The organism is Serratia sp. MF1(2023) (assembly GCF_030954545.1).
Lineage (GTDB): Bacteria > Pseudomonadota > Gammaproteobacteria > Enterobacterales > Enterobacteriaceae > Serratia > Serratia sarumanii.
Genome location: NZ_JAVHUX010000018.1, coordinates 23,220 through 47,169, shown reverse-complemented (window position 1 = coordinate 47,169; position 23,950 = coordinate 23,220). Strand labels below are relative to the sequence as shown.

Annotated in this window: 26 protein-coding genes; 12 read left to right on the top strand and 14 right to left on the bottom strand. The window is 56.9% G+C overall.

What is annotated here, in order from left to right; genetic code table 11:
• Nucleotide 1 precedes the first annotated feature (1 nt).
• The 3 genes from REA38_RS10150 to REA38_RS10140 all read left to right on the top strand — a co-directional run bounded on the left by REA38_RS10150 (nt 2) and on the right by REA38_RS10140 (nt 2,305).
• Complete coding sequence (locus tag REA38_RS10150) at nt 2-1,024, top strand: lytic murein transglycosylase (RefSeq protein ID WP_308885818.1); 1,023 nt, start codon at nt 2-4, stop codon at nt 1,022-1,024.
• Nucleotides 1,025-1,082: 58 nt separating this feature from the next.
• Nucleotides 1,083-1,739 carry a fumarylacetoacetate hydrolase family protein gene (locus REA38_RS10145; protein WP_308885817.1) on the top strand — a complete coding sequence of 219 codons (657 nt, stop codon included), beginning with the start codon at nt 1,083-1,085 and terminating at the stop codon, nt 1,737-1,739.
• A 119-nt stretch (nt 1,740-1,858) separates the two neighbouring features.
• A complete protein-coding gene (locus REA38_RS10140; RefSeq protein WP_025159803.1) occupies nt 1,859-2,305 on the top strand; it encodes a YcgN family cysteine cluster protein in 447 nt (148 codons plus the stop codon).
• A gap of 663 nt (nt 2,306-2,968) precedes the next feature.
• Here the strand turns inward: REA38_RS10140 and dsbB are convergent.
• Nucleotides 2,969-3,499 (bottom strand): disulfide bond formation protein DsbB, encoded by a 531-nt coding sequence (dsbB, locus tag REA38_RS10135; RefSeq protein WP_033634829.1) that lies wholly within the window; start codon nt 3,497-3,499, stop codon nt 2,969-2,971.
• Nucleotides 3,500-3,619: 120 nt separating this feature from the next.
• Nucleotides 3,620-5,185 (bottom strand): sodium/proton antiporter NhaB, encoded by a 1,566-nt coding sequence (gene nhaB / locus REA38_RS10130; protein WP_308885816.1) that lies wholly within the window; start codon nt 5,183-5,185, stop codon nt 3,620-3,622.
• 243 nt (nt 5,186-5,428) lie between these two features.
• Here nhaB and fadR point away from each other — a divergent pair, with 243 nt between their 5' ends.
• Nucleotides 5,429-6,148, top strand: coding sequence for a fatty acid metabolism transcriptional regulator FadR (fadR, locus tag REA38_RS10125; protein ID WP_033634827.1), 720 nt, complete (start codon nt 5,429-5,431; stop codon nt 6,146-6,148).
• Nucleotides 6,149-6,205: 57 nt separating this feature from the next.
• Here the strand turns inward: fadR and REA38_RS10120 are convergent, their stop codons facing one another.
• A complete protein-coding gene (locus tag REA38_RS10120; RefSeq protein ID WP_004932268.1) occupies nt 6,206-7,741 on the bottom strand; it encodes a SpoVR family protein in 1,536 nt (511 codons plus the stop codon).
• A gap of 298 nt (nt 7,742-8,039) precedes the next feature.
• Here REA38_RS10120 and zinT point away from each other — a divergent pair, with 298 nt between their 5' ends.
• Nucleotides 8,040-8,690, top strand: a complete 651-nt coding sequence (gene zinT, locus REA38_RS10115) for a metal-binding protein ZinT (RefSeq protein ID WP_308885815.1) — start codon at nt 8,040-8,042, stop codon at nt 8,688-8,690.
• A 46-nt stretch (nt 8,691-8,736) separates the two neighbouring features.
• On the opposite strand, the gene REA38_RS10110 is transcribed toward zinT, so the two are convergent.
• The gene (locus REA38_RS10110) at nt 8,737-9,054 is read right to left on the bottom strand and encodes an antibiotic biosynthesis monooxygenase (RefSeq protein WP_060418882.1); all 318 of its coding nucleotides are present in this window, start codon (nt 9,052-9,054) and stop codon (nt 8,737-8,739) included.
• Between the two features lie 541 nt (nt 9,055-9,595).
• Between REA38_RS10110 and REA38_RS10105 the strand changes: the two genes are divergently transcribed.
• A complete protein-coding gene (locus REA38_RS10105; RefSeq protein WP_033647620.1) occupies nt 9,596-10,900 on the top strand; it encodes a D-amino acid dehydrogenase in 1,305 nt (434 codons plus the stop codon).
• Nucleotides 10,901-10,976: 76 nt separating this feature from the next.
• A complete protein-coding gene (gene dadX / locus REA38_RS10100) occupies nt 10,977-12,050 on the top strand; it encodes a catabolic alanine racemase DadX (protein WP_103829582.1) in 1,074 nt (357 codons plus the stop codon).
• 8 nt (nt 12,051-12,058) lie between these two features.
• Here the strand turns inward: dadX and REA38_RS10095 are convergent, their stop codons facing one another.
• Both REA38_RS10095 and REA38_RS10090 read right to left on the bottom strand, forming a co-directional pair.
• Nucleotides 12,059-13,252 (bottom strand): multidrug effflux MFS transporter, encoded by a 1,194-nt coding sequence (locus REA38_RS10095; RefSeq protein WP_308885814.1) that lies wholly within the window; start codon nt 13,250-13,252, stop codon nt 12,059-12,061.
• Between the two features lie 77 nt (nt 13,253-13,329).
• A complete protein-coding gene (locus tag REA38_RS10090; protein WP_033634819.1) occupies nt 13,330-13,890 on the bottom strand; it encodes a 3'-5' exonuclease in 561 nt (186 codons plus the stop codon).
• Nucleotides 13,891-14,031: 141 nt separating this feature from the next.
• Here REA38_RS10090 and REA38_RS10085 point away from each other — a divergent pair, with 141 nt between their 5' ends.
• Entirely contained in the window at nt 14,032-14,184 is a 153-nt protein-coding gene (locus tag REA38_RS10085) for a hypothetical protein (RefSeq protein ID WP_223479875.1), read from the top strand.
• An 11-nt stretch (nt 14,185-14,195) separates the two neighbouring features.
• Here the strand turns inward: REA38_RS10085 and REA38_RS10080 are convergent, their stop codons facing one another.
• On the bottom strand, nt 14,196-14,660 hold the full coding sequence (locus REA38_RS10080; RefSeq protein WP_308885813.1) for a hypothetical protein: 465 nt from the start codon (nt 14,658-14,660) through the stop codon (nt 14,196-14,198).
• 225 nt (nt 14,661-14,885) lie between these two features.
• Between REA38_RS10080 and REA38_RS10075 the strand changes: the two genes are divergently transcribed.
• Entirely contained in the window at nt 14,886-15,179 is a 294-nt protein-coding gene (locus tag REA38_RS10075; RefSeq protein ID WP_308885812.1) for a hypothetical protein, read from the top strand.
• A gap of 267 nt (nt 15,180-15,446) precedes the next feature.
• Here REA38_RS10075 and REA38_RS10070 read toward each other — a convergent pair whose 3' ends face one another.
• Entirely contained in the window at nt 15,447-15,623 is a 177-nt protein-coding gene (locus REA38_RS10070; protein ID WP_033634815.1) for a GhoT/OrtT family toxin, read from the bottom strand.
• Between the two features lie 345 nt (nt 15,624-15,968).
• Here REA38_RS10070 and REA38_RS10065 point away from each other — a divergent pair, with 345 nt between their 5' ends.
• Nucleotides 15,969-16,262: a hypothetical protein gene (locus REA38_RS10065; RefSeq protein ID WP_308885811.1), complete on the top strand. Its 294-nt coding sequence runs from the start codon at nt 15,969-15,971 to the stop codon at nt 16,260-16,262.
• A gap of 164 nt (nt 16,263-16,426) precedes the next feature.
• Here REA38_RS10065 and REA38_RS10060 read toward each other — a convergent pair whose 3' ends face one another.
• The 4 genes from REA38_RS10060 to yeaG all read right to left on the bottom strand — a co-directional run bounded on the left by REA38_RS10060 (nt 16,427) and on the right by yeaG (nt 20,663).
• Nucleotides 16,427-16,705 carry a hypothetical protein gene (locus tag REA38_RS10060; RefSeq protein WP_308885810.1) on the bottom strand — a complete coding sequence of 93 codons (279 nt, stop codon included), beginning with the start codon at nt 16,703-16,705 and terminating at the stop codon, nt 16,427-16,429.
• Nucleotides 16,706-16,759: 54 nt separating this feature from the next.
• The gene (locus tag REA38_RS10055) at nt 16,760-16,990 is read right to left on the bottom strand and encodes a hypothetical protein (RefSeq protein WP_004932237.1); all 231 of its coding nucleotides are present in this window, start codon (nt 16,988-16,990) and stop codon (nt 16,760-16,762) included.
• A 337-nt stretch (nt 16,991-17,327) separates the two neighbouring features.
• The gene (locus REA38_RS10050; RefSeq protein WP_033634813.1) at nt 17,328-18,596 is read right to left on the bottom strand and encodes a YeaH/YhbH family protein; all 1,269 of its coding nucleotides are present in this window, start codon (nt 18,594-18,596) and stop codon (nt 17,328-17,330) included.
• 132 nt (nt 18,597-18,728) lie between these two features.
• Complete coding sequence (gene yeaG / locus REA38_RS10045) at nt 18,729-20,663, bottom strand: protein kinase YeaG (RefSeq protein WP_004932230.1); 1,935 nt, start codon at nt 20,661-20,663, stop codon at nt 18,729-18,731.
• A 42-nt stretch (nt 20,664-20,705) separates the two neighbouring features.
• On the opposite strand from yeaG, the gene REA38_RS10040 reads away from it, so the two are divergent.
• Both REA38_RS10040 and REA38_RS10035 read left to right on the top strand, forming a co-directional pair.
• Nucleotides 20,706-20,981 carry a hypothetical protein gene (locus REA38_RS10040; protein ID WP_154067234.1) on the top strand — a complete coding sequence of 92 codons (276 nt, stop codon included), beginning with the start codon at nt 20,706-20,708 and terminating at the stop codon, nt 20,979-20,981.
• 108 nt (nt 20,982-21,089) lie between these two features.
• Nucleotides 21,090-21,854, top strand: coding sequence for a MipA/OmpV family protein (locus REA38_RS10035; RefSeq protein ID WP_033647613.1), 765 nt, complete (start codon nt 21,090-21,092; stop codon nt 21,852-21,854).
• Between the two features lie 94 nt (nt 21,855-21,948).
• On the opposite strand, the gene REA38_RS10030 is transcribed toward REA38_RS10035, so the two are convergent.
• Together REA38_RS10030 and gapA are read right to left on the bottom strand one after the other, a co-directional pair.
• A complete protein-coding gene (locus tag REA38_RS10030) occupies nt 21,949-22,824 on the bottom strand; it encodes a D-hexose-6-phosphate mutarotase (RefSeq protein WP_308885808.1) in 876 nt (291 codons plus the stop codon).
• A gap of 83 nt (nt 22,825-22,907) precedes the next feature.
• Nucleotides 22,908-23,903, bottom strand: coding sequence for a glyceraldehyde-3-phosphate dehydrogenase (gapA, locus tag REA38_RS10025; protein WP_004932222.1), 996 nt, complete (start codon nt 23,901-23,903; stop codon nt 22,908-22,910).
• Between the last annotated feature and the right edge of the window lie 47 nt (nt 23,904-23,950).

Genomic DNA, 23,950 nt, shown 5'->3' with positions numbered 1-23,950 from the left:
GATGACACGTTCGGCGAGAAGAACCGTATTGGCCGCCTGGCTGGCGCTGGGCGGTGTGCTGATGCCCGGCGCGCCGCAGGCGGCTCAGGAGACGACGCTGGCGGCGAGCGGCCGCGATCCGGCGCAGTTCCCGGCGTATGTCGAGCAGCTCAAGCGCCGGGCGCGGGAGCAGGGCATCAGCCAGGGCACCCTTGACCGCGCTTTTGCGCAAATCCATTTCGTCGATCGGGTGATCAAGGACGATCGCAATCAGCCGGAGCAAAAGGTCACCCTGGACGACTACCTGCGGCGGGTGATGTCGCCCGTTAAGGTGCGCCAAGGGCGCGAACTGTATCGGCAGCACCAGGCGCAATGGGCGCGCGCCAGCGAGCGCTACCGGGTGCCGGGGCGCTATATCATTGCGCTGTGGGGCATGGAGAGCGCCTACGGCAAGATTCAGGGGCGGGAAGACGTGGTGTCCGCGCTGGCGACGCTGGCGTTTGAAGGGCGCCGCGAGGCCTTTTTCAGCCAGGAGCTGATGGCGGCGTTGCAGATAGTCGAGCAGGGGCACGTCGGCGATACGCCGCTGAAAGGCTCCTGGGCCGGCGCGATGGGGCAATGCCAGTTTATGCCGAGCTCTTTCTTGCGCTACGCGGCGGACGGCGACGGTGACGGGCGCATCGATATCTGGAATAACATTGATGACGTCTTTGCGTCTACGGCCAGTTACTTGTCCAAGGAGGGCTGGCAGCCCGGTATCGGCTGGGGGCGCGAGGTTAAACTGCCCGCCGGTTTCAAGCGATCCGAGCTGGGGTTGAAAGACGCGCAGGCGCGCAGCGTCAACGCCTGGCAACAGCGCGGGGTGCGTCGTGCGGATGGCAGTGCATTGCCGCATGCCGTCCAGCGCGGTTGGATCATCGCGCCGGATGATCTCCAGGGGCGGACGTTCCTGGTCTATGATAATTTCCGCACCCTCATGCACTGGAATCGCTCTTACTATTTCGCCATCGCCGTGGGTATGATGGCGGACGCGATCGGGCATTGATCCGGCACACCAATAATCGGCTTGGCGCGCCAAGCCTCCACAGTTTGGGAGAAGCGGTATGTATCAACATAGAGACTGGCAGGGTTCGCTGCTCGATTTTCCGGTGAACAAGGTGGTTTGTGTCGGCAGCAACTACGCCGATCACATCAAGGAAATGGGCAGTGCGGTTTCCGTCGAGCCGGTGGTGTTCATCAAACCGGAAACGGCGCTGTGCGATATTCGCCAGCCGGTGGCTATCCCCAAAGAGTTCGGTGCGGTGCACCATGAGGTGGAGCTGGCGGTATTGATCGGCACGCCGTTGAAACAGGCCAACGAAGACCGCGTTGCGCGGGCGATCGCCGGCTACGGCGTGGCGCTCGATCTGACGCTGCGCGATCTGCAGGCGGGTTTTAAAAAGGCCGGTCAGCCGTGGGAAAAGGCCAAGGCTTTCGACGGTTCCTGCCCGATGTCGGGGTTTATCCCGGTGGCGGAATTTGGCGATCCGCAAAACGCCGAGCTGTCATTGACCGTTAACGATCAACTGCGCCAGCAGGGCAATACGCGTGACATGATCACGCCGATCCTGCCGCTTATCAGTTACATGAGCCGTTTCTTCACGCTGCGCGCCGGCGACATCATCCTGACCGGCACGCCGCAGGGCGTAGGCCCGATGGCCTCCGGCGACATGCTGAAAATCAGTCTGAACGGCAAAATGCTCAGCACCCGCGCGATCTGATCTCTCGCCGCCGGCGCCGTCGGCGGCAAAGCTTGCATCTTGCGGCTAAAATGTCTATATAGTCCCCCCTCGAACCTGTGCGCAGGTGACTTATCCATTTACCGAAACCGGACGCTAACATGTCACAACTCGCTTTTTGGCAACAGAAAACGCTGGCGGAAATGTCAGAACAAGAGTGGGAATCGCTGTGCGACGGGTGCGGGCAATGCTGTTTGAATAAGCTGATCGACGAAGATACCGACGAGATTTATTTTACCAACGTAGCCTGCAACCAGCTCAACATCAAATCCTGCCAATGCCGCAACTACGAGCGGCGCTTCGAGCTGGAAGAAGACTGCATCAAACTGACGCGCGAGAACCTCACCACCTTCGATTGGTTGCCGCCGACCTGCGCCTATCGCCTGATCGGCGAAGGCAAGCCGCTGTTCCCCTGGCATCCGCTGCTGAGCGGCTCCAAGGCGGCGATGCACGGCGAGCGCATCACGGTGCGGCATATCGCGGTGCGCGAGAGCGAAGTGGTGGACTGGCAGGATCATATCCTCAACAAGCCGGACTGGGCCAGATAAAGGCGGGCGCCTGCAGGGCAAAATGGGGCTTCATGCAAGAGGGCGGCGTGTTCAGACATGCCGCCCTCTTGCATTATTTAATCATTGGCGTGCGAATGGCGTTGACGCTCTAGGCCGGACAGAGGGAAATTTCAACATTTGATTCAAGGATGATAGGGGCTTGCGTAATAGGAGGTAGGGGGAAAAAAGCCCCTGCAAAGATGAGGGGCAAGACACACAACAACACCAGGGAAATCGGTAGTACTCACTTTGCCGATACTATAAGGATTTTATGGGTAAACTTCACCAAAATATTGTGCTCTGAATGTGACAAAGGTGCAGTCGTTCATTAGTAACGGTAATTTATTGATGCCTGTAGGTAGGGAGGGCCACGCTGGCGCAGCCTGTTTTTACCCGCCGGCGTCGCAGAAGTTTAATGTTATGTAAATTACGCGCTTAACCGCGCCAGGATGCTTCTTTTCAAACGATAAGTTGGGTAATTTGGCCGCTCTCCCGCAAGTTCGAGAGTATAACAATGAAAATGGTCCGTCTGTTTGCCGTGGCTGGAGCGCTGATCGTGCTCGTTTACTTCCTTACACATACCTGAGAGGGTTTTATCTCGGAATGTGACAGCAATACCTAAAAAAACGGCGCCTTTCGGCGCCGTTGTTGTTTGTCAGCCGATCAGCGGCCGAACAGATCGCGGCGACGTGGGCGAACAAATTGTGCGATCAGCACAATCAGCGCCACCAGCAGATAGGCGCCGAAGATGCCGACCAGCCACTGCGGCATTTCCAGCGTCAGGAATTGCCATTGGCGCACGGAGCAGTCGCCGGAAGCGTGGAACACCGCCGGCAGCCATTTGTCCAGCGGCAGCCACGAAGGGAAGCTCACGAAGAAGTCGCAGGTATTGAACGGCGAAGGGTGCAACTGGATCATGGTGTGCTTCCACGCCAGCTGGAGGCCTTCCCAGGCGCTGTAGATCCACAGCAAGATCGCCGCGTAGCGCAGCGGGGTTTTCGGCGCGATGGCGCCCACCAGAGAGGCACCGAGAATGCCGAACAGCGCACAACGCTCATAAATGCACATCACGCACGGCTGCAGCAGCATAACGTGCTGAAAATAGAGCGCGACCAGTTCCAACACCAACGCTGTCAGGGCCATTAGCAGCCAGGCGCCGCGTCCTTGTGAACAGCGGTTAAAGAATTGCAACATATCTAGATTCTTCCATGCAGTAAGCAATTGAACCGGCAGTGTAAACCAATTCCTCCTCGCTGCCAGCCACCTGGGCTGGATTCAGCGTAAAAATAGTCGGTTCACCCTGCCGGCACCGTTTCAGTGGCCGACGGCGTCGACGGGCGGCAGCGTCAGCCAATGCCACTGGGTCAACAGCTCGGTCGCCGGTTCCAGCGTGAACTGGACGCACAGCAAGCCAACCACCGTCAGCACCACCGTATAAGGCAGGGCCATCCACACCATACGGCCATACGACAGACGCACCAGCGGCGCCAATGCCGACGTCAGCAGGAACAGAAACGCCGCTTGCCCGTTAGGGGTGGCAACCGATGGCAGGTTGGTGCCGGTATTGATGGCGACCGCCAGCAGCTCGAACTGCTTCAGCCCGATAGCGCCGGTTTCCAGCGCGGTGCGCGCCTCGTTGATGTAAACCGTGCCGACGAACACGTTGTCGGAAACCGACGACAGCAGGCCGTTGAACAGATAGAACAGCGAAAGCTGAGAGGCGGGCTCGGCGCGCAGCACGAACTGGATCACCGGGCTGAACAGGTGCTGTTCGATGATCACCGCGACCACGGTGAAAAACACCGCCAGCAGAGCGGTGAACGGCAGCGCTTCCTGGAACGCTTTGCCGATGGCGTGCTCATCGTTCACGCCGCACAGGGAGGTGGCGAGCACGATCACCGACAGGCCGATCAGCCCCACTTCCGCCAGGTGGAAGGCCAGCGCCAGCACCAGCCAAACGCCGATCAGCGCCTGCATCACCAGTTTGAGCCGCTCTTGCTTGCTGCGGCCCGCGGTGGCCTTGCGGTCATACTCTTTCAGCACGTCGCGCACCGCCTCCGGCAACTGCGCGCCGTAGCCAAACAGGCGAAAACGTTCTACCAGCCAACAAACCAGCAGGCCGCACACCAACACCGGCAGCGTGACCGGCGCCATACGCAGGAAGAAATCGATAAAGCCCCAGCCCGCGTTTTTGGCGATGATCAGGTTCTGCGGCTCGCCCACCATGGTCATGACCCCGCCGAGCGCGGTGCCGACGCCGGCGTGCATCAGCAGGCTGCGCAGAAAGGCGCGGAATTGCTCCAGCGTCTGTTTACGCTCTTCACCGGCGAAATCGCTGTCATCGCCGATGTCGCCATCGGGGCGATTCGAGGTCACGTTGTGATAGATGGAATAAAAGCCGGTGGCCACGCTGATCACTACCGCCACGACCGTCAGCGCGTCGAGGAAGGCGGAAAGTAAGGCGGCGGCCAGGCAGAACGCCAGCGACAGCAGCGTTTTCGAACGGATGTTGAGCAGCAGCTTGGTGAACACGAACAGCAGCAGCTGCTTCATAAAGTAGATGCCGGCCACCATAAAGATCAGCAGCAGCAGCACTTCCAGGTTATGTTCGATTTCCTGCGAAACCTGCGCCGGGCTGGTCATGCCGATGGTCACCGCCTCCAGCGCCAGCAGGCCGCCCGGCAGCAGCGGATAGCATTTCAGCGCCATCGCCAGGGTAAAGATGAACTCGACCACCAGCAGCCAGCCCGCGATAAACGGGCTGGCGAAAAAGAACACCAGGGGGTTGATCGCCAGAAAAATGAGAATGGTCAGTTTGTACCAGTCGGGAGATTGCCCCAGAAAATTTTTGAGCAGGGCGCTGCGCAAGGTTGTTTCCATTGTCCTTTATGCATCCTTAAATCAGTCGTAGCACGTACCCTAACAATGCGGCGGGGGCGGGCGCAACCGGAGCTTGTTTTACGGCGGCAAATTTCTGCCGGCCGGTGTTTTTGCTCGTTTTTTGCCACGTTATGCACACTTTCGTTTATTGTTTTTCGCTCACGCTATGTCATGTCAGCGCGATCTGGTATGATGAGCTGATTACTTTTACTGATTTTATCGTCGCAACGGAACGTCAAACACATGGTCATAAAGGCGCAGAGTCCTGCCGGTTTCGCGGAAGAGTACATTATTGAGAGTATTTGGAATAATCGCTTCCCCCCTGGCTCTATTTTGCCCGCGGAGCGTGAGCTTTCGGAGTTGATTGGCGTCACGCGCACCACGTTACGTGAAGTGTTGCAACGTCTGGCCCGCGATGGCTGGTTGACCATTCAGCATGGCAAACCGACCAAAGTGAACAATTTCTGGGAAACGTCCGGCCTCAATATCCTTGAGACCGTAGCCCGTCTCGATCACAAAAGCGTCCCGCAGCTGATCGATAACCTGCTGTCCGTGCGCACCAATATCGCGTCGATCTTTATTCGCGCCGCGGTGCGCAATCATCCTGAGCAGGCGCAGGAAGTGCTGGCGAAAGCCGCCGAGGTGGAAGATCAGGCGGACGCTTTCAATCTGCTCGATTACGAGATCTTCCGCGGTTTGGCGTTCGCTTCCGGCAACCCGATCTACGGCCTGATTTTCAACGGCCTGAAAGGGCTGTATACCCGCGTGGGCCGTTACTACTTCTCCAACCCGGAAGCGCGCAAGCTGGCGCTGGCCTTCTACAGCAAGCTGTCCACGCTGTGCCATGAGAAGCTGTACGACCAGGTGATGGATACCGTGCGCAACTACGGTAAAGACAGCGGGGCGATTTGGCAGAGCATGCAGGGCACCATGCCGAGCGATCTGACCGAAGCGCGTCGCTAATCGCGTGTCGATGAAATAACGAAGGGCGCCATGCGGCGCCCTTCGTCGTTGTGGCGGTTACAGCGGCGTCGGCCGCGGCGGGCAGCGATCGAGCAACTCCACGCTGCCGTCTTCGTTTTGCTGTTCGAGGATCACGTCGAAGCCCCACAGGCGATGCAGGTGCTTCAACACGTCGCGGCGGCTCTTATCCAGCGGTGCGCGTTCCTGTGGGATGTAGCGCAGCGTCAGCGAGCGGTCGCCGCGCAGATCCACGTTCCAGATCTGAATGTTCGGCTCGTGATTGCTCAGGTTGTATTGCGCCGACAGCTCCTGGCGGATCGCCCGGTAACCGGCCTCGTTGTGGATCGCGGCAATTTCCAGATAGTTGTTGCGATCGTCGTCCAGCACGGTGAACAACCGGAAATCGCGCATCACTTTGGGCGACAGGAACTGGCTGATAAAGCTCTCGTCCTTGAAGTCGCGCATGGCGAAGTGCAAGGTGTCCAGCCAGTCTTTGCCGGCGATGTCCGGGAACCAGTAGCGGTCTTCTTCGGTTGGCGACTGGCAGATTCGCTTGATGTCCTGGAACATGGCGAAGCCCAGCGCATAAGGGTTGATGCCGTTATAGTACGGGCTGTTGTACGGCGGCTGATACACCACGTTGGTGTGGCTGTGCAAAAACTCCAGCATAAACCGCTCGGTCACCCGCCCTTCGTCGTACAAATGGTTGAGGATGGTGTAGTGCCAGAAAGTGGCCCAGCCCTCGTTCATCACCTGAGTCTGTTTTTGCGGATAAAAATACTGGCTGACTTTGCGCACGATGCGCAGCACCTCACGCTGCCAGGGTTCCAGCAGCGGCGCATTTTTCTCGATAAAATAGAGGATGTTTTCCTGCGGCTCGCTCGGATAGCGGCGCGCCTGCTCCGGCGACTCTTCACGTTCGACGCGTGGCAGGGTCTTCCACAGCGTGTTCACCTGGCTTTGCAGATACTCTTCGCGGCTTTTCTGGCGCGCTTTCTCTTCCACCAGTGAGATTTTCTGCGGGCGTTTGTACCTGTCGACCCCGTAGTTCATCAGCGCGTGGCAGGAGTCCAGCAGCCGCTCCACTTCATCGACGCCGTAGCGTTCTTCGCACTGGCTGATGTAGTGGCGGGCGAACAGCAGATAATCGACGATGGAGCTGGCGTCGGTCCAACTGCGGAACAGATAGTTATTCTTGAAGAACGAGTTGTGGCCATAGCAGGCGTGCGCCATCACCAGCGCCTGCATGGTGATGGTGTTCTCCTCCATCAGGTAGGCGATGCAGGGATTGGAGTTGATGACGATTTCATACGCCAGCCCTTGCTGGCCCTGTTTGTAGCGCTGTTCGGTTTCGATGAATTTCTTGCCGAAGGACCAATGGGTATAGTTGATCGGCATGCCGACGCTCGAATAGGCGTCCATCATCTGCTCGGAGGTGATAACCTCGATCTGATGGGGGTAGGTGTCGAGCCGGTAATGCTTGGCGACGCGGTCAATCTGCTCCAAATACACCTGCAGCAGTTCGAACGTCCAGTCCGGTCCATCGCTCAGACGTTTGTCATCCTTGACCTTTTCATGTGTTGAAGTAGTCATCAGCGCACCCTCATTATTCACGGGTCTTGCTCAAACGGCTGACCCTGTATCAAGCATAGTTCAAGTCATAATTAACCATTGCAAATCAGTGAAATAAAAATGCCGGTACGCACGGGAGCGAGCGGCGGTCAATCCGGCGCCCGTCCCGGCAGAAAGCGCCTTAGCACTTGGCTTCCTCTCCGAGTATAGCCCTGCGGCAAGGGCGCGCAACACACTGCCTGCTGCGCGACAGGGATTGAAAAATGTTATGTTATATTGTAACTTTTGGTTTTTCTCAATAACGGACAAGGAGCGCATTTTGGCGAGGCATTTTGGCAAACTGGCGGTGGCGCTGGCCGCACTGTTTATCAGCGGGCAGGGGTTTGCCCACGGGCATCATTCACATGGCAAGCCGCTGACGGAGGTGGAAAAAAAAGCGGAGGCGGGCGTGTTCGACGATAAGGACGTCAAAGATCGCAATCTGGCGGATTGGGAGGGCGTCTGGCAATCCGTGTATCCTTATCTGCTCAATGGGGATCTTGACCCAGTGTTCAAGAAGAAAGCGGCAAAGGATAAGAGCAAGACCTTCGCGGAAGTAAAAGCGTATTACCGAAAAGGGTATGCTACCGATGTGGATACCATCGGCATTGAAAACGGCGTCATGGAGTTTCATCGCGGCGACCAATCCAGCGCCTGTCAGTATAAGTACGCCGGGCATAAGATCCTGACGTATGTCTCTGGTAAGAAGGGCGTGCGTTATCTGTTCGAATGCCAGGATGCCGGCAGCCTGGCGCCGAAATTCGTGCAGTTCAGCGATCATATTATCGGCCCGCGCAAATCGGCACATTTCCATATCTTTATGGGCAACACGTCGCAGGAAGCGTTGCTGAAAGAAATGGACAACTGGCCGACTTATTACCCATTCCAACTGCAGACTAAAGAAGTCGTGGACGAGATGCTGCATCATTGATGCCACTCGCTCCCGTCACCACAAGCCCGCTTATGTGGGCTTGTGCTCAGTCAAACGGTCTGATTTGCAGGTAATCGTCCGTCACTGCCATTTCAAATAATGTTTCATCCGCCAACAGGGTCGCCCGCATTCGCTCCCGGGCTTGCCGGTAGCGTTCATCCAACTGAATATCACCGGCGTTTTCCCATGCGGCTCGGCTTGGCCATTGCGCATAGCCGATAAACTTCCCGCTCATATCTCGATGCAGGCGCGAGCCGAGGCTGCCGCGCTGCAGATAGATCCCTTGGGTCAACTCAAGCCAGGCAAGGCGAAAGGCGTGTTCGTGCCCGGTTTTGACTGAGAACCGGTAGATGGCGATGAACATAAGGGGTTCTCCAGAAAAGCGACAATGTGAACTTTAGGATCTGCTTCTGGCTTCAACGTTCATATCGTGCTGCCGCGTTCAACCTAAACGGGCGGGGCTAAGGGCTCGGCTGTTTTAATCCAGTAGTGAAAACAAGGTTAATTTTTTGCCGAAATTTTACGCGTTTTTTCTGCTGCGGGGAGAGGGGATTCATTTTGTCTGTTATGTTGGTATTTTTTATTTTATCGGTTTTTTATTCTGTCTATGTGTTGGCTGATGTTTTTATATTCTGTTAAATCAATGTTGCTTATTACGCCTTTTTTGACTGCTGTCATTGATAGCATTGCTATCGATTCAGCGGCGGTCTGACGCTATAATCCCTTCTAAACCGCATCTTATCGCTATTTACGAGCGGCTATTGCAAATGCTCGGCTCATCGACGATAAATTAATTGTGAATATTGTCACGTTTGATGACGAAGTTGTTGGACGGATTTTTTCACTGAGTTAATTTCCTGTGAGCAGAAGATTATGCTTTGTGAGGCCTTGGGCTGGAGTCAGCGATGCGAGTGGTAATTTTAGGTAGTGGAGTGGTGGGCGTAGCCAGTGCCTGGTATTTGGCGAAGGCGGGGCATGAGGTGACGGTGATCGATCGTCAGCCAGGTCCGGCACTGGAAACCAGCGCGGCGAACGCCGGGCAGATTTCACCGGGTTATGCCGCACCCTGGGCGGCACCGGGCGTGCCGTTGAAGGCCATCAAGTGGATGTTCCAGCGCCATGCGCCGTTGGCGATCCGCCTCGACGGCAGCAGCTTCCAGCTGAGCTGGATGTGGCAGATGTTGAAAAACTGCAACACCGAACACTACATGACCAACAAAGGCCGCATGGTGCGCCTGGCGGAATACAGCCGCGACTGTATCAAGGCGCTGCGTCAGGAGACCGGCATCCAGTACGAAGGTCGCCAGGGCGGCACGCTGCAGCTGTTCCGCACCCAACAACAGTTCGAAAACGCAGCGAAAGACATTGCGGTATTGGAAGATGCCGGTGTGCCTTACAGATTGCTGGAAGCCGGCCAACTCGGCAGCGTCGAGCCAGCGCTGGCGCAGGTGGCGCACAAGCTGACCGGCGGCCTGCAGCTGCCGAACGACGAAACCGGCGATTGCCAGCTGTTTACGCAGCAGCTGGCGAAAATGGCGCAGCAGGCGGGCGTAACCTTCCTGTTCAACCGCAGCGTTGACCGCCTGCTGGTTGAGGGCGACAAGATCGCCGGCGTGCAGTGCGGCGAGGACGTGTTTAAAGCCGACAGCTACGTGGTGGCGTTCGGTTCGTATTCCACGGCGCTGCTGCGCGGCCTGGTTTCTATCCCGGTTTATCCGCTGAAGGGCTATTCGCTGACCATTCCTATCACCGATGAAGCGGCGGCGCCGTTCTCCACGGTGTTGGACGAGACGTACAAAATCGCCATCACCCGTTTCGATCAGCGCATCCGCGTCGGCGGCATGGCGGAGATCGTCGGTTTCAATACGCAGTTGGAGCAAAAACGGCGCGAAACGCTGGAGATGGTGGTGCGCGATCTCTACCCGAACGGCGGCAGAGTGGAAGACGCGACGTTCTGGACCGGCCTGCGGCCGATGACGCCGGACGGTACGCCCATTGTCGGCCGCACTTCGCTGAAGAACCTGTATCTCAATACCGGGCATGGTACGTTGGGCTGGACGATGGCCTGCGGTTCCGGGCAGTTGTTGTCCGATCTGATGTCCGGCATTACGCCGGCGATCCCTTCCGATGATCTGGCGGTGGCGCGTTACAGCGCCGGGTTTCGCCAGCAACACGCGGTTCCGCTGAACGACGTGCATCCCGCGCGTTAATCGTCGACGCTGTCATAGACTTTCCCGGCCACGCGCAGGCGCGCGTGGCCGCTGTACGCTGCCCCAAGGAGAAGCGATGCCCCGTCCGATAACCGCCACGATGCATCTTGGCGCAATTGAAAATAACCTGCAGGTGGTGCGCCGTTTCGCCCCCGGCGCCAAAGTCTGGGCGGTGGTCAAGGCCAACGCCTATGGCCACGGCATCAAACACGTTTGGCGCAGCATGGCGCAAACCGACGGCTTCGCCATGCTGGATCTGGCCGAAGCGGTGCTGCTGCGTGAGTCGGGTTGGCAAGGGCCGATTCTCCTGCTGGAAGGTTTCTTCCAGCCGCAGGATTTGGCGTTGCTCGATCGTTATCGCCTGACGACGGCGGTGCACAGCGACTGGCAGCTGGCGGCGATCGCCGATGCCACGCTGAGCGCGCCGCTCAATGTCTATCTGAAAGTGAACAGCGGCATGAATCGGCTGGGGTTCGCACCCGAGCGGCTGCACGAGGTGTGGCGCAGGGCGCAGGCGATTGCCAACATCGGCGAGCTTACGCTGATGAGCCATTTCGCCACCGCCGACGGCCCGGAAGGCGTGACCCAGCAGATGGCTACCATCGAGGCGGCCGCTGCCGATATCCCGCTGCCGCGCTGCCTGGCCAACTCGGCCGCCACGCTGTGGCATCCTTCGACCCACGGCAGTTGGGTACGCCCAGGGATCATTCTGTATGGCGCTTCGCCGAGCGGGTGCTGGAATGACGTTGCGGCGACGGGGTTGCAGCCGGCGATGACGCTGAGCAGCGAGATCATCGGCATTCAGCAGCTGAAGTCTGGCGATCGCGTGGGTTACGGCGGCCGTTACAGCGCCGCCGGCGCGCAGCGTATTGGCGTGGTGGCCTGCGGTTACGCCGACGGCTATCCGCGTCATGCGCCGACCGGCACGCCGGTATGGGTTGACGGCGTGCTGACGCGCACCCTGGGAACGGTATCGATGGATATGCTGGCGGTGGATCTGACGCCCTGTCCGCAAGTCGAGCTGGGCGCCGAAGTGGAGCTGTGGGGGAAACGCCTGCCGGTGGACGAGGTGGCCACGGCGGCAGGAACGTTGGGCTATGAGCTGCTGTCGGCGTTAGCGGCGCGGGTGCCGGTCGCCATTGAAGCCTGAGCCGCGGCTCAGGCGACTTTTCTGATCTGCCCTTTAATCTGCTTGCTGAGCCGCCGTGCATGCAGCGCCAGCAGGCAGCCTGCCAGCATCACCAGCGCCAGCGACAGCTTCGGTTGCAGCGGCAACGCCATCGCCACCAGACCCAGCGCGGCACCGCCCGCCATCTGCACGAAACCGACCAGCGCGGACGCGACGCCGGCCTCATTGGAATACGGCTCCAGCGCGTAGCTGGTGGCCGGGCCCATCACGAACGCCAACCCGGCGCAGGCGCTGGCGACCGGCAACATATACGCCAGCCAGTGCGCTTGCGCCGTCGCGGGCAGCAGCATGACGCCCAGCAGCAGGCCCAGGCAGCCCAGCCCCATCAACATGCCGCCGGTCGCCAGACAAACCGGGCGGCCGACCTTGTGGATGATGCGGTTGGCGAAGAAGCTGACCAGCATGATCCAGAAACCGTTGGCGCCGAACACCAGCGAGAATTGCAGCGGGGTCAGGCCGGCGGTGCCCATCAGCACGTTCGGCGCCAGAGAAACGTAGGTCAGCGCCATGCCCATCGCCCCGGAGTTCACCACCGCAAAGGAGAGGAAACGGCGATCGCTGAGGATGCGCGCGTATTGGCGCACCGGCAGCCCTTTGACCGGCACGGTGTCGGCAGGGCGAGTTTCCGGCAGGCGCAGCGCGATCAGCACCAACACCAACAGCGCGTAGCCGACCAGGAACCAGAAGGGGGCGCGCCAGCCGAAGGCTTCGGCGAGCAGGCCGCCGAGCAGGGGCGCCAGCGCCGGGATGATGTTCAGCGTGCCGTTGAGAAAGCCGAAAGCGCGGGCGGCATCGTCGCCATTCAGGCGATCGCGCACGCCGCTGAAGGCGACGACGGCGGTGCAGCAAACCGCCACCCCTTGCAGCAGACGCGAAGCGATGAAAACCGTCGGGTTGGTGGCCAGCGCCGCCATCGCGGCGCCGATCATGTAGAGGATAATGCCGGCCAGCGCCACCGGCTTGCGGCCATAGTTATCCACCAGCGGCCCGGCGATGACCTGGCCGAGGCCAAGCACCAGAATAAACAGTGAAATGGTAGATTGGATCAGCGCTTCGCTGCTGCCCAGGCCGACGGCAATGGCGGGAATGGTCGGCAGGTAAAGATCGATGCCTAATGGGCCGAGCAGCACCAGGCTGAGAAGCATAAACAGAAACTTTTGCATAACAGGAAAGGCACGTCCAAGTGACAAAGAGGGCTAGAGTAGAGACTCTGGCGGTAAATGGAAAGGGGCAAAGCGGGTCAGCGCTGCGCCCCTTGGCGGTAATAGAGCGCCGAGACGGTATCGGCCACATAACGGGCCTGGTGGCGAGCATCATCCAGCGCGCGATGCGGCATACCTTCGAACGGGCGGGCTTTTTTCGGGTTAAAGCCGTGCAGTTCCGCCAGCGTGATCACCGTGCGCACGTCCTGGGTATCCCAGAATTTCCACGGGCAGGGCATTTCCAATTGCTGGAAGGCGTGTTCGAGGATCGCGCAGTCGAACTCTTTGCCGTTGCCCCAGACTTTCACCGTGTCGGTGCTGTTCATATGGATAAAGCGGCTGAGGCTGCTCAGCACGCGTTTCAGGCTCTCGGTGCCGCTGAAGGCCTGTTTGCGGGCCTCATCGGACTGTTTCGCCCACCAGGCGACCGTATCCAGGCTAATGGTACGGCCCGGCTGGTCTTTCTGGCTGCTGACGGCGGCTTCGAATTCGGCGCCCAGCTCCCCGGTTCGGGGATCGAAAAACACCGCCGCCACCACCAGAATGACGGCGCTGGGTTTTATATCCAGGGTTTCAATGTCTAACATCAGATGGTGCATCGGCGTATCCGGCGGCTGCGTGGTGGCTTAATGTTACTACAGAACGTGCGCCGATGAGGGCTGTGTGCGCATGAAATCCTTTTAAAGCGCCGCGTTCAGGTTATGATATTCGGGATACTCTTGTCAGGTTGGTCGCTATCGGTGAGAACGCTTATCTTTATTCTGTGCATGGTCGGCTACTTGCTGCTGCTGGGCTACCTTGGCATGTTCGTCACGGACAAGATCTGTGAGAAGGCGGGTAACTACACTAAAATCTGCCGTATCGTAGACATTTCCGAACCGCATATCCCCTAATAGCCCCCTGTTTATCCCAGATAGTCGGTGGTAATCAGCGGCGTCAGGATGGCCGCCAGCGCCGTGAGCGCTCCCCATTGCCGCCAGTCATGCCGCTGGGGCGGCGTGGCCAGTTGCCCGACGGCCACGGCGCCGGTAAGCAGCAGCGTCAGAATCAGCAGCACCAGGCCACGGCTCACCAGCGTGAACTCAACATGCAGCACATTGGCGTAATACAGGCGCATCAGAATAAAATAGCTGAGCAAGACCCAGGCGAAAACGACGTTCTTCTTGAGCACCTGCTGCAGCATCAGCGCGAGGAACAGGCTGTGAAACAGCGACAGCAGCGGGGCCTCGATCGGATGCCGAACGCAGACGTTGTAGACCGCCATGTAAATGTTGAAAACCAGCAGGCTATAGATCACGTAAATATACCAGCCGTAGATGACCTTGAGCTTTTTCGGGTTCGGCGGCAGAGAGAGTGCGTCCGGTTTCATTAATGCCTCCTGATGATGCCATGCGAACGCTGCGGTTGAAGGCGGCGCGGCGACATCGTAATTTAAAATCCACAGGGTATATATCACCCGAGCGCTAAATGACAATTAAACGCCGGATCGGCTTTATTTCCGCGTTTGCCTGGAACTCTTTTGCGCTTGCGGGGTCGATTGGCGTGTGAACGCCTGGCGGTGTTCGCACCACAATGGAAGACGTAATTCATTGATATGAAAGATTATAAAAACACTTCGGGCACAAAAATCCTGCTGCTGTTCAGCCTGGCGTTTTATACGTTGTTGCCGCCGTTGTTGACGGCGGCCGTGTTTGACCGTTTCAATCTTAACCCGTTTGCGATCGTTAAATTTTTCCACTTTAACCCGTTTTCAGCCGATCGGGGCATACCCGGTTATCAGACGTTCTTCTACTTGCTGATATTATGGTTGGGGTTGAATATTTTTCTCTGGCTGCTGGTGTGGGGCGCAGGGCGGTTGTATCAACGCTGGCGTGCGCCGCGCGGCTGATATTTTTCCAGGAGGGAAGAGTTACGCAGGGAAATGACTTTACATTCAATAATGAGACGTATTATCATTTGAATCGCCGGTGAGGGGAAAAGGGTTGTCTCCTTCTGTGCCCCCCGATCCGGCACGACATTGCTCACATTGCTTCCAGTTTTCATGCCAGCCTTGCGCTGGCGTTTTTTTATCCCGCGCCAAAAATCCACTGCGCCGGTGGTCGGCCTCTTTTCATTAGCATGCCTGTTTAAAAACCCACGCGAGGTATTGGGGGCGTCAGAACAGCGAAAACAGCAACACCACCGGCAGGCTTAACGGCCAGGTTAACCCGATGGTCAGTGCGCTGATACAGCGAATTTTGACGGTGTCCCGGCTAACCAGGTAGGTGAAAATCATAGAAACTAACAGGCCGATAAAATAACAGTATTGCGTTGCAACCCACAGCGACGACATGAAACCCGATCCCAGTTGTATTTTTACGCGCGAATTCTAGGAGCTTGGCGGGTGATAATCAATGACCAAAGGCCGTTTATTCAAACCTTTATCCATAAGAATGCATAATTTATTTCTATAAAGAACGTAGGGTTATTAACGGTCTTACGTTTATTACCAAAAGAAATCAACAGCATAGTTACCGGTAATATTTCGCGTCAGGCAAACCCTTTTTCTGGAGGTGACTCCCCTAAGCAGTAAAAGAGCCGGTGAAGGGGGGAACGCGATGGGGGTTATGACTCATAAAAATTAATGATGTATTGGCGGACGGACGGCTAAGGTGAGTTGGCGTGGGTTTGGCGGTACATGAACCCTTCAGGTGCCGGTTTTAGCGCATCTGTCACGATGCGCCGCCAGCCGGCCAGGGAGCGGATTGTGGACGTTGCGGGTTTAATGAATGTTAAGACCGTAGACGAACAGCCACGAAAACAGCAGCGCCAGCAGGCATGCCATAAAAACGATGGAGATCATTTCCTTCACAACTTCATTCCTTTTCCCGTTGGGCTAAATTTACTTCTCTTTGTTTTTGCGCGAAATTTTAGATCGACATGGGTAAAAATCCTAGTTTTAATCGTTTTTTTCTCCACCCTTGCGGCGTAAGCCGTTTCGATAAGGCCGTGGCGACGCCGGAAAACCGGGAACGCTAACTCGTCGTCGCCATTGCTGAACGCCTGAGGCTGACTATAGAAAATGGGGACTGCGTGGCGTCGAAGGCAGCCACGCGCCTCCCTTAAGGGGAGCCATTCATCTGTCTACGGCGCAGTCTATGAGATGAAGGAGTCGGCAATGAGCACGCAACCCATTATCGTGCTGGTACGCTGATTCTGGGACGGCATCGCGCAGGGGATATTCGGCGATTCATTCGGTGGAAATGCGTTGACCTCGCTGGTTTCCATGCCGATGAGGTGGCGGGTTTGATTGATGAGGCGGCCGGCGCGAAATACAGCAAGGGCAGAAAGGGTTTTCGGACTAAAAGATGACATTCTGCGGCAGGCTATCCCTTCGCTGATATCGCTATCGATATTAATAATCAACAGCATCATCGACACGACGGCGGCGGCAATAATGGCGTAGATGCCTGCCTTACGTATATCGCCTTAGCGTCCGTTAACGCCGATCATTTCTATGGCTGCACGATGCAACCGCTGAAAATAATCATCGGGCTGTTTTTCTATCTCCTGGATAAGGCTGGCGAGCAGGTTCTGTTTGGTTATCGGCTTGTTGGCGGTCAGCACCAGCAGCACGTTTTTGCCGAGCAGGCAGCATATTTGCTTATGGTATTCATCAACATCGTGCTTGTTGAGGCCATAGAGGGTGTAATCGATCATGATGTCTAACCTGCTGACAGGTAAATGCCCGCCGCAGCGGGCTGAGAAGCCATAGAAAAATAAAATGAGGCAAATTTCGCTTAGGAAGAGACTTAAGCGACGGGGTAACGATAACTGAATGGGAATATTCCTATCAAGCCGTGTGGGCACAGAGGCGAATGTTTAGGAATAACCTCAGAAGAACAAATAATAGAGACGGCCGTTCTGGGGAATCTGACTTATTATTGATATTGCCATTGCCTAAAAATCAAACATAGATTATGTGAATATATAATGCGAAAAAGAAACAGCCGGAAAACGGCGTTTTCCGGCTGTGGTGACATTCACGCGACGTTATTCACACGGTCTGTTTGCGAAACAGTTCGCGGAATACCGGATAGATATCGTCCGGTTCGCGGATATGCTGCATGGCGAAGTTATCGAATCTCGCCTGCAGATCCTCATATTCGCGCCACAGCGTTTGGTGAGCGCGGCGAGTGATTTCTATGTAGCTGTAATAACGCACCATCGGCAGGATCTTCTTCGCCAACAGCTCATGGCACAGCGGTGAATCGTCGGCCCAGTTGTCGCCGTCCGACGCTTGCGCGGCGTAGATATTCCATTGCGCCGGGTCATAACGCTCTTCGACCACGTCGTTCATCAACTTCAGCGCGCTGGAGACGATGGTGCCGCCGGTTTCCTGCGAATAGAAGAACTCCTGTTCGTCCACCTCTTTCGCCTGGGTGTGATGGCGAATATAGACCACCTCGACGTTCTTGTAGGTTCGGCTCAGGAACAGATAAAGCAGAATGTAAAAGCGCTTGGCCATGTCTTTGGTCGCCTGATCCATCGAACCGGACACGTCCATCAGGCAGAACATCACCGCCTGGCTGGAAGGCTCCGGCCGGCGCTCATAGTTTTTGTAGCGCAGGTCGAAGGTATCGATAAACGGTACGCTTTCGATTTTCTTGCGCAGTTCGGCAATTTCCTTGCGCAGCCGCTCCTCTTCCAGCAATTGCACCGGTTCGGTGTTTTCCAGCTGGGTCAGCGCGTCTTCCAGCTCGTGCAACGCGCGTCTTTTACCGGCGGTCATGGCGGTACGTCGCGCCAACGAGTTCTGCAGCGAACGCACGACGCTGATGTTGGCCGGCACGCCGTTGGCGGTATAGCCGGCGCGATGGGTTTTGAACTCGGTCAACTGCTTGTACTGATTCTTTTTCAGGTTGGGCAGGGCGAGATCCTCGAACAGCAGATCGAGGTACTCGTCTTTGGAGATCTGGAAGACGAATTCATCCTGGCCTTCACCGTCCTGGCTGGCGTTGCCCTGGCCGCCGCCACCGCCTGCGCCGCCCTGAGGCCGCTCAACGCGATCGTTCTGCACGAAGTGGTCATTGCCCGGGTGAACGCGATGGCGAGTGCCGCCGCGCCCCTGATGAAACATCGGTTCGTTGATATCGTCAGTGGGGATGGAGACCGACTCCCCGCTGTCTACGTCGGTGACCGAACGCTTGTTGATGGCTTCGGCAATCGACTGTTTGATTTGCGACTTGTAACGGCGCAAGAAGCGCTGGCGGTTCACCATGCTCTTGTTTTTGCCGTTCAGCCGCCGGTCAATGAAATAGGCCATACTTCCCCCAAACGACGTTGCCAACTCTTCATGTCCCGGCCGCGACAGCGCAATATGCCAGCCCCTCCCTGGGCTGCGCTGCAACGTCCATGACTGTGGACATGGCCCTGATAATGCCGCTTACCTGAGGCGTTATGAGGATTTTCTGACCCGCAGATACCATTCACACAGCAGGCGCACCTGCTTGCGGGTATAGCCTTTCTCCATCATGCGGTCGACGAAGTCGTCGTGTTTCTTCTGCTCGTCCGTCGATGTTTTGGCGTTAAACGAAATGACCGGCAACAGCTCTTCGGTATTGGAGAACATTTTCTTCTCGATCACGGTGCGCAGCTTCTCGTAGCTGGTCCAGTTCGGATTACGGCCGTTGTTGTTGGCGCGGGCGCGCAGCACGAAGTTCACGATTTCGTTACGGAAATCTTTCGGGTTGCTGATGCCGGCCGGCTTCTCGATTTTCTCCAGTTCGGCGTTCAACGACTCGCGGTCGAACAGCTGACCGGTGTCGGGATCGCGATACTCCTGATCCTGGATCCAGAAGTCCGCGTAGGTCACGTAACGGTCAAAAATGTTCTGCCCGTATTCCGAGTAGGATTCCAGATAGGCGGTCTGGATCTCTTTGCCGATAAACTCGGCGTATTTCGGGATCAGATAGCCTTTCAGGTGCTCCAGGTATTTCTCGGCCAAATCCTGCGGGAACTGTTCGCGTTCGATCTGCTGCTCCAGCACATAGAACAGGTGTACCGGGTTGGCCGCCACCTCGGCGTGATCGAAGTTGAATACCCGCGAGAGGATTTTAAAGGCGAAACGGGTGGAGAGGCCGTTCATGCCTTCGTCAACCCCGGCGTAGTCGCGGTACTCCTGATAGGACTTGGCTTTCGGATCGGTATCCTTGAGGCTTTCGCCGTCATACACGCGCATTTTCGAGTAAATGCTCGAGTTTTCCGGCTCTTTCAACCGCGACAGCACGCTAAAGCGCGCCAGCGTTTCGAGGGTGCCCGGCGCGCAGGGCGCGTGGGTCAGCTCGCTGTGATCCAGCAGCTTGTCGTAAATCTTGATCTCTTCCGACACGCGCAGGCAGTAAGGCACCTTGACGATGTACACGCGGTCGAGGAACGCTTCGTTGTTCTTGTTGTTACGGAAGGTCACCCACTCGGATTCGTTGGAGTGCGCCAGAATGATGCCGTTGAACGGCAGGGCGGAGATGCCCTCGGTGCCGTTGTAGTTGCCTTCCTGGGTCGCCGTCAGCAGCGGGTGCAGCACCTTGATCGGCGCTTTGAACATCTCGACGAACTCCATAATCCCCTGGTTGGCGCGGCACAGGGCGCCGGAGTAGCCGTAGGCGTCCGGATCGTTCTGCGCATGGTTCTCCAGCTTACGGATGTCCACTTTACCGACCAGCGCCGAGATGTCCTGGTTGTTCTCATCGCCCGGTTCGGTTTTGGCGATGGCGATCTGCTCCAGGATGGAAGGGCGCACTTTGACGACTTTAAACTTGGTGATGTCGCCGCCGAACTCATGCAGGCGCTTCGCCGCCCACGGCGACATGATGGTGCCGAGATAGCGACTCGGGATGTTGAACTCTTTTTCCAGGATCGAGGCATCTTCCTGCGGGTTGAACAGGCACAGCGGATGATCGTTGACCGGGCTGCGTTCGCCGTTGGCGCTGAGGGTGTAGATGGGCACGCGCTGCATCAACGCCTTAAGACGCTCCGCCAGCGAGGATTTACCGCCGCCCACCGGGCCGAGCAGGTACAGGATCTGTTTCTTCTCTTCCAGGCCCTGCGCGGCGTGTTTCAGGTAAGAGACGATCTGTTCGATGGCCTCTTCCATGCCGTAGAATTCTTCAAAGGCCGGATAGCGTGCGATCACGCGGTTGGAGAACAGGCGCGACAGGCGTGATTCTAGCGCAGTGTCGACCATCACAGGTTCACCGATAGCCATCAGCAGACGTTCGGCCGCGTTGGCATAGGCACTGCGATCTTGCCGGCAAATGGTAAGAAATTCCTGCAGTGTGAACTCTTCGTCCTTGGCAGCTTCGTAGCGCTGGCGATAGTGGTCAAATATGTTCATGATGCCCGTCCTTTCGTTATTAGCACAGGTTAAAGAGAGCGTGTGATAGTGTTCTGGCCCCCGGAAGATGAGAATACGCCTGAGTACAGCAACCCGTATGCCAACTTGGTGCGCTTATTATCGCGAGTTGCGCTGTTTGCCACTGGGCTCAGGATAAATTCACCTTCTGATTTAAGCTTAGTTTGCTTGCCGGAAAATTTCCTGCCGCAGAAAAAGCTTTTTTTAAGTCATATCAATGACTCAGTTATTACAGTGGAAGCCAAATGCCTTGTCTGGCGCGGCCTGCAGGATGAAACGTCATCGTTCCGCCATGATTAATTCATAATTCCGCTATAAGTTATTCGATCTTGGTCGTTTTCTATTGTAAAGATTAGGCGCGCAACTAAATTTTCACATAAACTATTGCGGCTATTAACCCTGTAATTTATGGAAAAAGAACCAGTGAAGATTTCAAAACTCAAAACGCTAGCAATTATCGCTTCCGCAATGGTTTGTGCGCAAAGTGCTCAGGCGGGAACCTGGTCACTCGGCGCCGGCGCGCTGGTTAGCCCGGACGCGTATCGCGGTTATCAGGATCGCGTATATCCGGTGCCCGTCATCGACTATGAAGGTGACGACTTCTACTTCCGTACTCTGACCGCCGGTTACTACCTGTGGAAAGATCAAGAAAACCAGCTGAGCATCATGGGTTACTACACGCCATGGGGCTACCGCCCTGGCGACAGCGATGACGATCGCATGAAGCGTCTCGACAAACGCCGCGGCACGCTGATGGCCGGCCTGGCTTATTCGCACCACGCGGAGTGGGGCACCCTCCGCACCACCTTCACCGGCGACACGTTGAACTACAGCAACGGGCTGGTGGGCGATGTGGCTTATCTGTACAAGTTTGATCTGGACGCGCTGACGCTGGTTCCGGGCGTAGGCGTGATGTGGAACAGCAAAAACCAGAACAAATATTACTACGGTGTCAGCGCCAATGAATCGCGCCGCAGCGGCCTGGACAGCTACACCCCAGGCGATAGCTGGGCGCCGTACCTTGAGCTGAGCGCCAATTACCAGATCAATAAAAGCTGGAACGCCTTCTTCCTTGGCCGCTATGTGAAGTTGTCGGATGAAGTGAAAGACAGCCCGATGGTGGATAAATCCTACACCGGTTTGTTGATGACGGGTGTGAGCTACACCTTCTAATCACGCATTGCACGATTATCGTGCATGGCGTGCATCAAAAAGGGGCGCTGGCGCCCCTTTTGCACATCTGCAGTGCGCTGTCGCGCGCGGCGCCTCAAGCCTTCTTACGGCTGTGGAAGGTCACGCCCAAACGGGCGGGCTGCTCGCCGGCGGCGACCAGCGGTTTGCTGACGCGCCCGGTCTCGATGCAGACCATAGTCTTGTAACCGTCGTTCGGCATATCCCCCATGCTGCAGGAGAGCTCCACGCCGGGGTTCCAGGCGATGACGTCGCTCATATGATGGTGGTGAACCTCTATGGTGCGCGCGAGCGCCGGATCGCGGATCTGGCTGAAGGCCTCCGGGCGGGTATAGACGCGGTCGGTTTGGCCGACGAAGGTCACTTCGCCTTCCTGAAGCGCCTCTGCGCCGCCCGCCACCTTGTCGATATAAGGCTCGCCCAGACCCGCCACGCTGACCCGATCGATGTCGCCGACCTGGAAGTAACTGTGCAGCGCCGCCGTGGCCTGATAATCGCCGTGCGATTCCAGTTCGATTTCGCACTCCGCCCCCAGCTTGAAGCGGGCAATCAGCGTGAAAGCGTGCGGCCACAATTTGCGGGTCTGCTCATTGTCTTTCAGCGTAAAGGTCAGGATGACGCCGTTGTCATCTTCATCGTGCGCCGTCAGGCTCCAGGGCTGGTTGCGGGCAAAACCGTGGGAGGGTTGTGCCACCGGGCCGAACCACGGCCAGCAGATCGGCACGCCGCCGCGGATGGCCTTGCCTTTGGCGAAGGGGGTATTGTTGCTGAGCCAAATCACCGGCTGCTCACCGCTGGGCTGCCAGGCCAGCAAATGGGCGCCTTGCAGCGCGACGGCCGCGCGCACTTTCGGATGCGACACCACAACCACGCCCAGCTCATCGAGTTGCCGCTGGCTGATGTATGGCGAAATCTGTTCGGAAACGGGCAGGGTGAAAATTTTCTCGTTCATTTCATGACCTATTGTTTGCCGGAGAGACAAATAAAAAAGGGCGACAAAAATGTCGCCCTCATTATCAGCTTAACATCATGCCATTACTTGGAGATGTGAGCGATCAGATCCAGAACCTTGTTGGAATAACCGGTTTCGTTGTCGTACCAGGAAACCAGTTTCACGAAGTTGTCGTTCAGTGCGATACCGGCTTTGGCATCGAACACGGAAGTCAGCACTTCGCCGTTGAAATCGGTGGAAACCACATCGTCTTCAACGTAGCCCAGAACGCCTTTCATAGAACCTTCAGCGGCGTCTTTGATGGCTTTCTTGATTTCTTCGTAGGTAGCCGCTTTTTCCAGACGCACGGTCAGGTCAACAACGGATACGTTTGGCGTCGGTACGCGGAACGCCATACCGGTCAGTTTGCCTTTCAGCTCTGGCAGAACAACGCCAACCGCTTTCGCTGCGCCGGTAGAAGAAGGGATGATGTTCTGGGATGCGCCGCGGCCGCCGCGCCAGTCTTTGTGGGACGGGCCATCAACGGTTTTCTGAGTTGCGGTGGTCGCGTGAACGGTGGTCATCAGGCCTTCAACGATACCGAAGTTGTCGTTGATGACTTTAGCCAGTGGCGCCAAGCAGTTGGTGGTGCAAGAGGCGTTGGACACGATGTCCTGGCCGGCATATTTATCAAAGTTGGCGCCGCGCACGAACATTGGGGTCGCATCTTTGGATGGGCCAGTCAGAACCACTTTTTTGGCGCCGGCGGTGATGTGCTTACGTGCGGTTTCGTCGGTCAGGAAGATACCGGTCGCTTCAGCAACCACGTCAACACCCACTTCGTTCCACTTCAGGTTAGCCGGGTCTTTCTCTGCGGTAACACGGATGGTTTTGCCGTTAACAACCAGGTGGCCGTCTTTAACTTCTACCGTACCGTTGAAACGGCCGTGAGTAGAGTCATACTTCAGCATGTAAGCCATGTACTCTGCGTCCAACAGGTCGTTGATTGCAACGATCTCGATGTCAGAACGCTCTTGAGCAGCACGGAAAACAATGCGACCGATACGGCCAAAACCGTTGATACCTACTTTGATAGTCATATATTCCACCAGCTATTTGTTAGTGAATAAAAGGTTGGTTGTAAAAT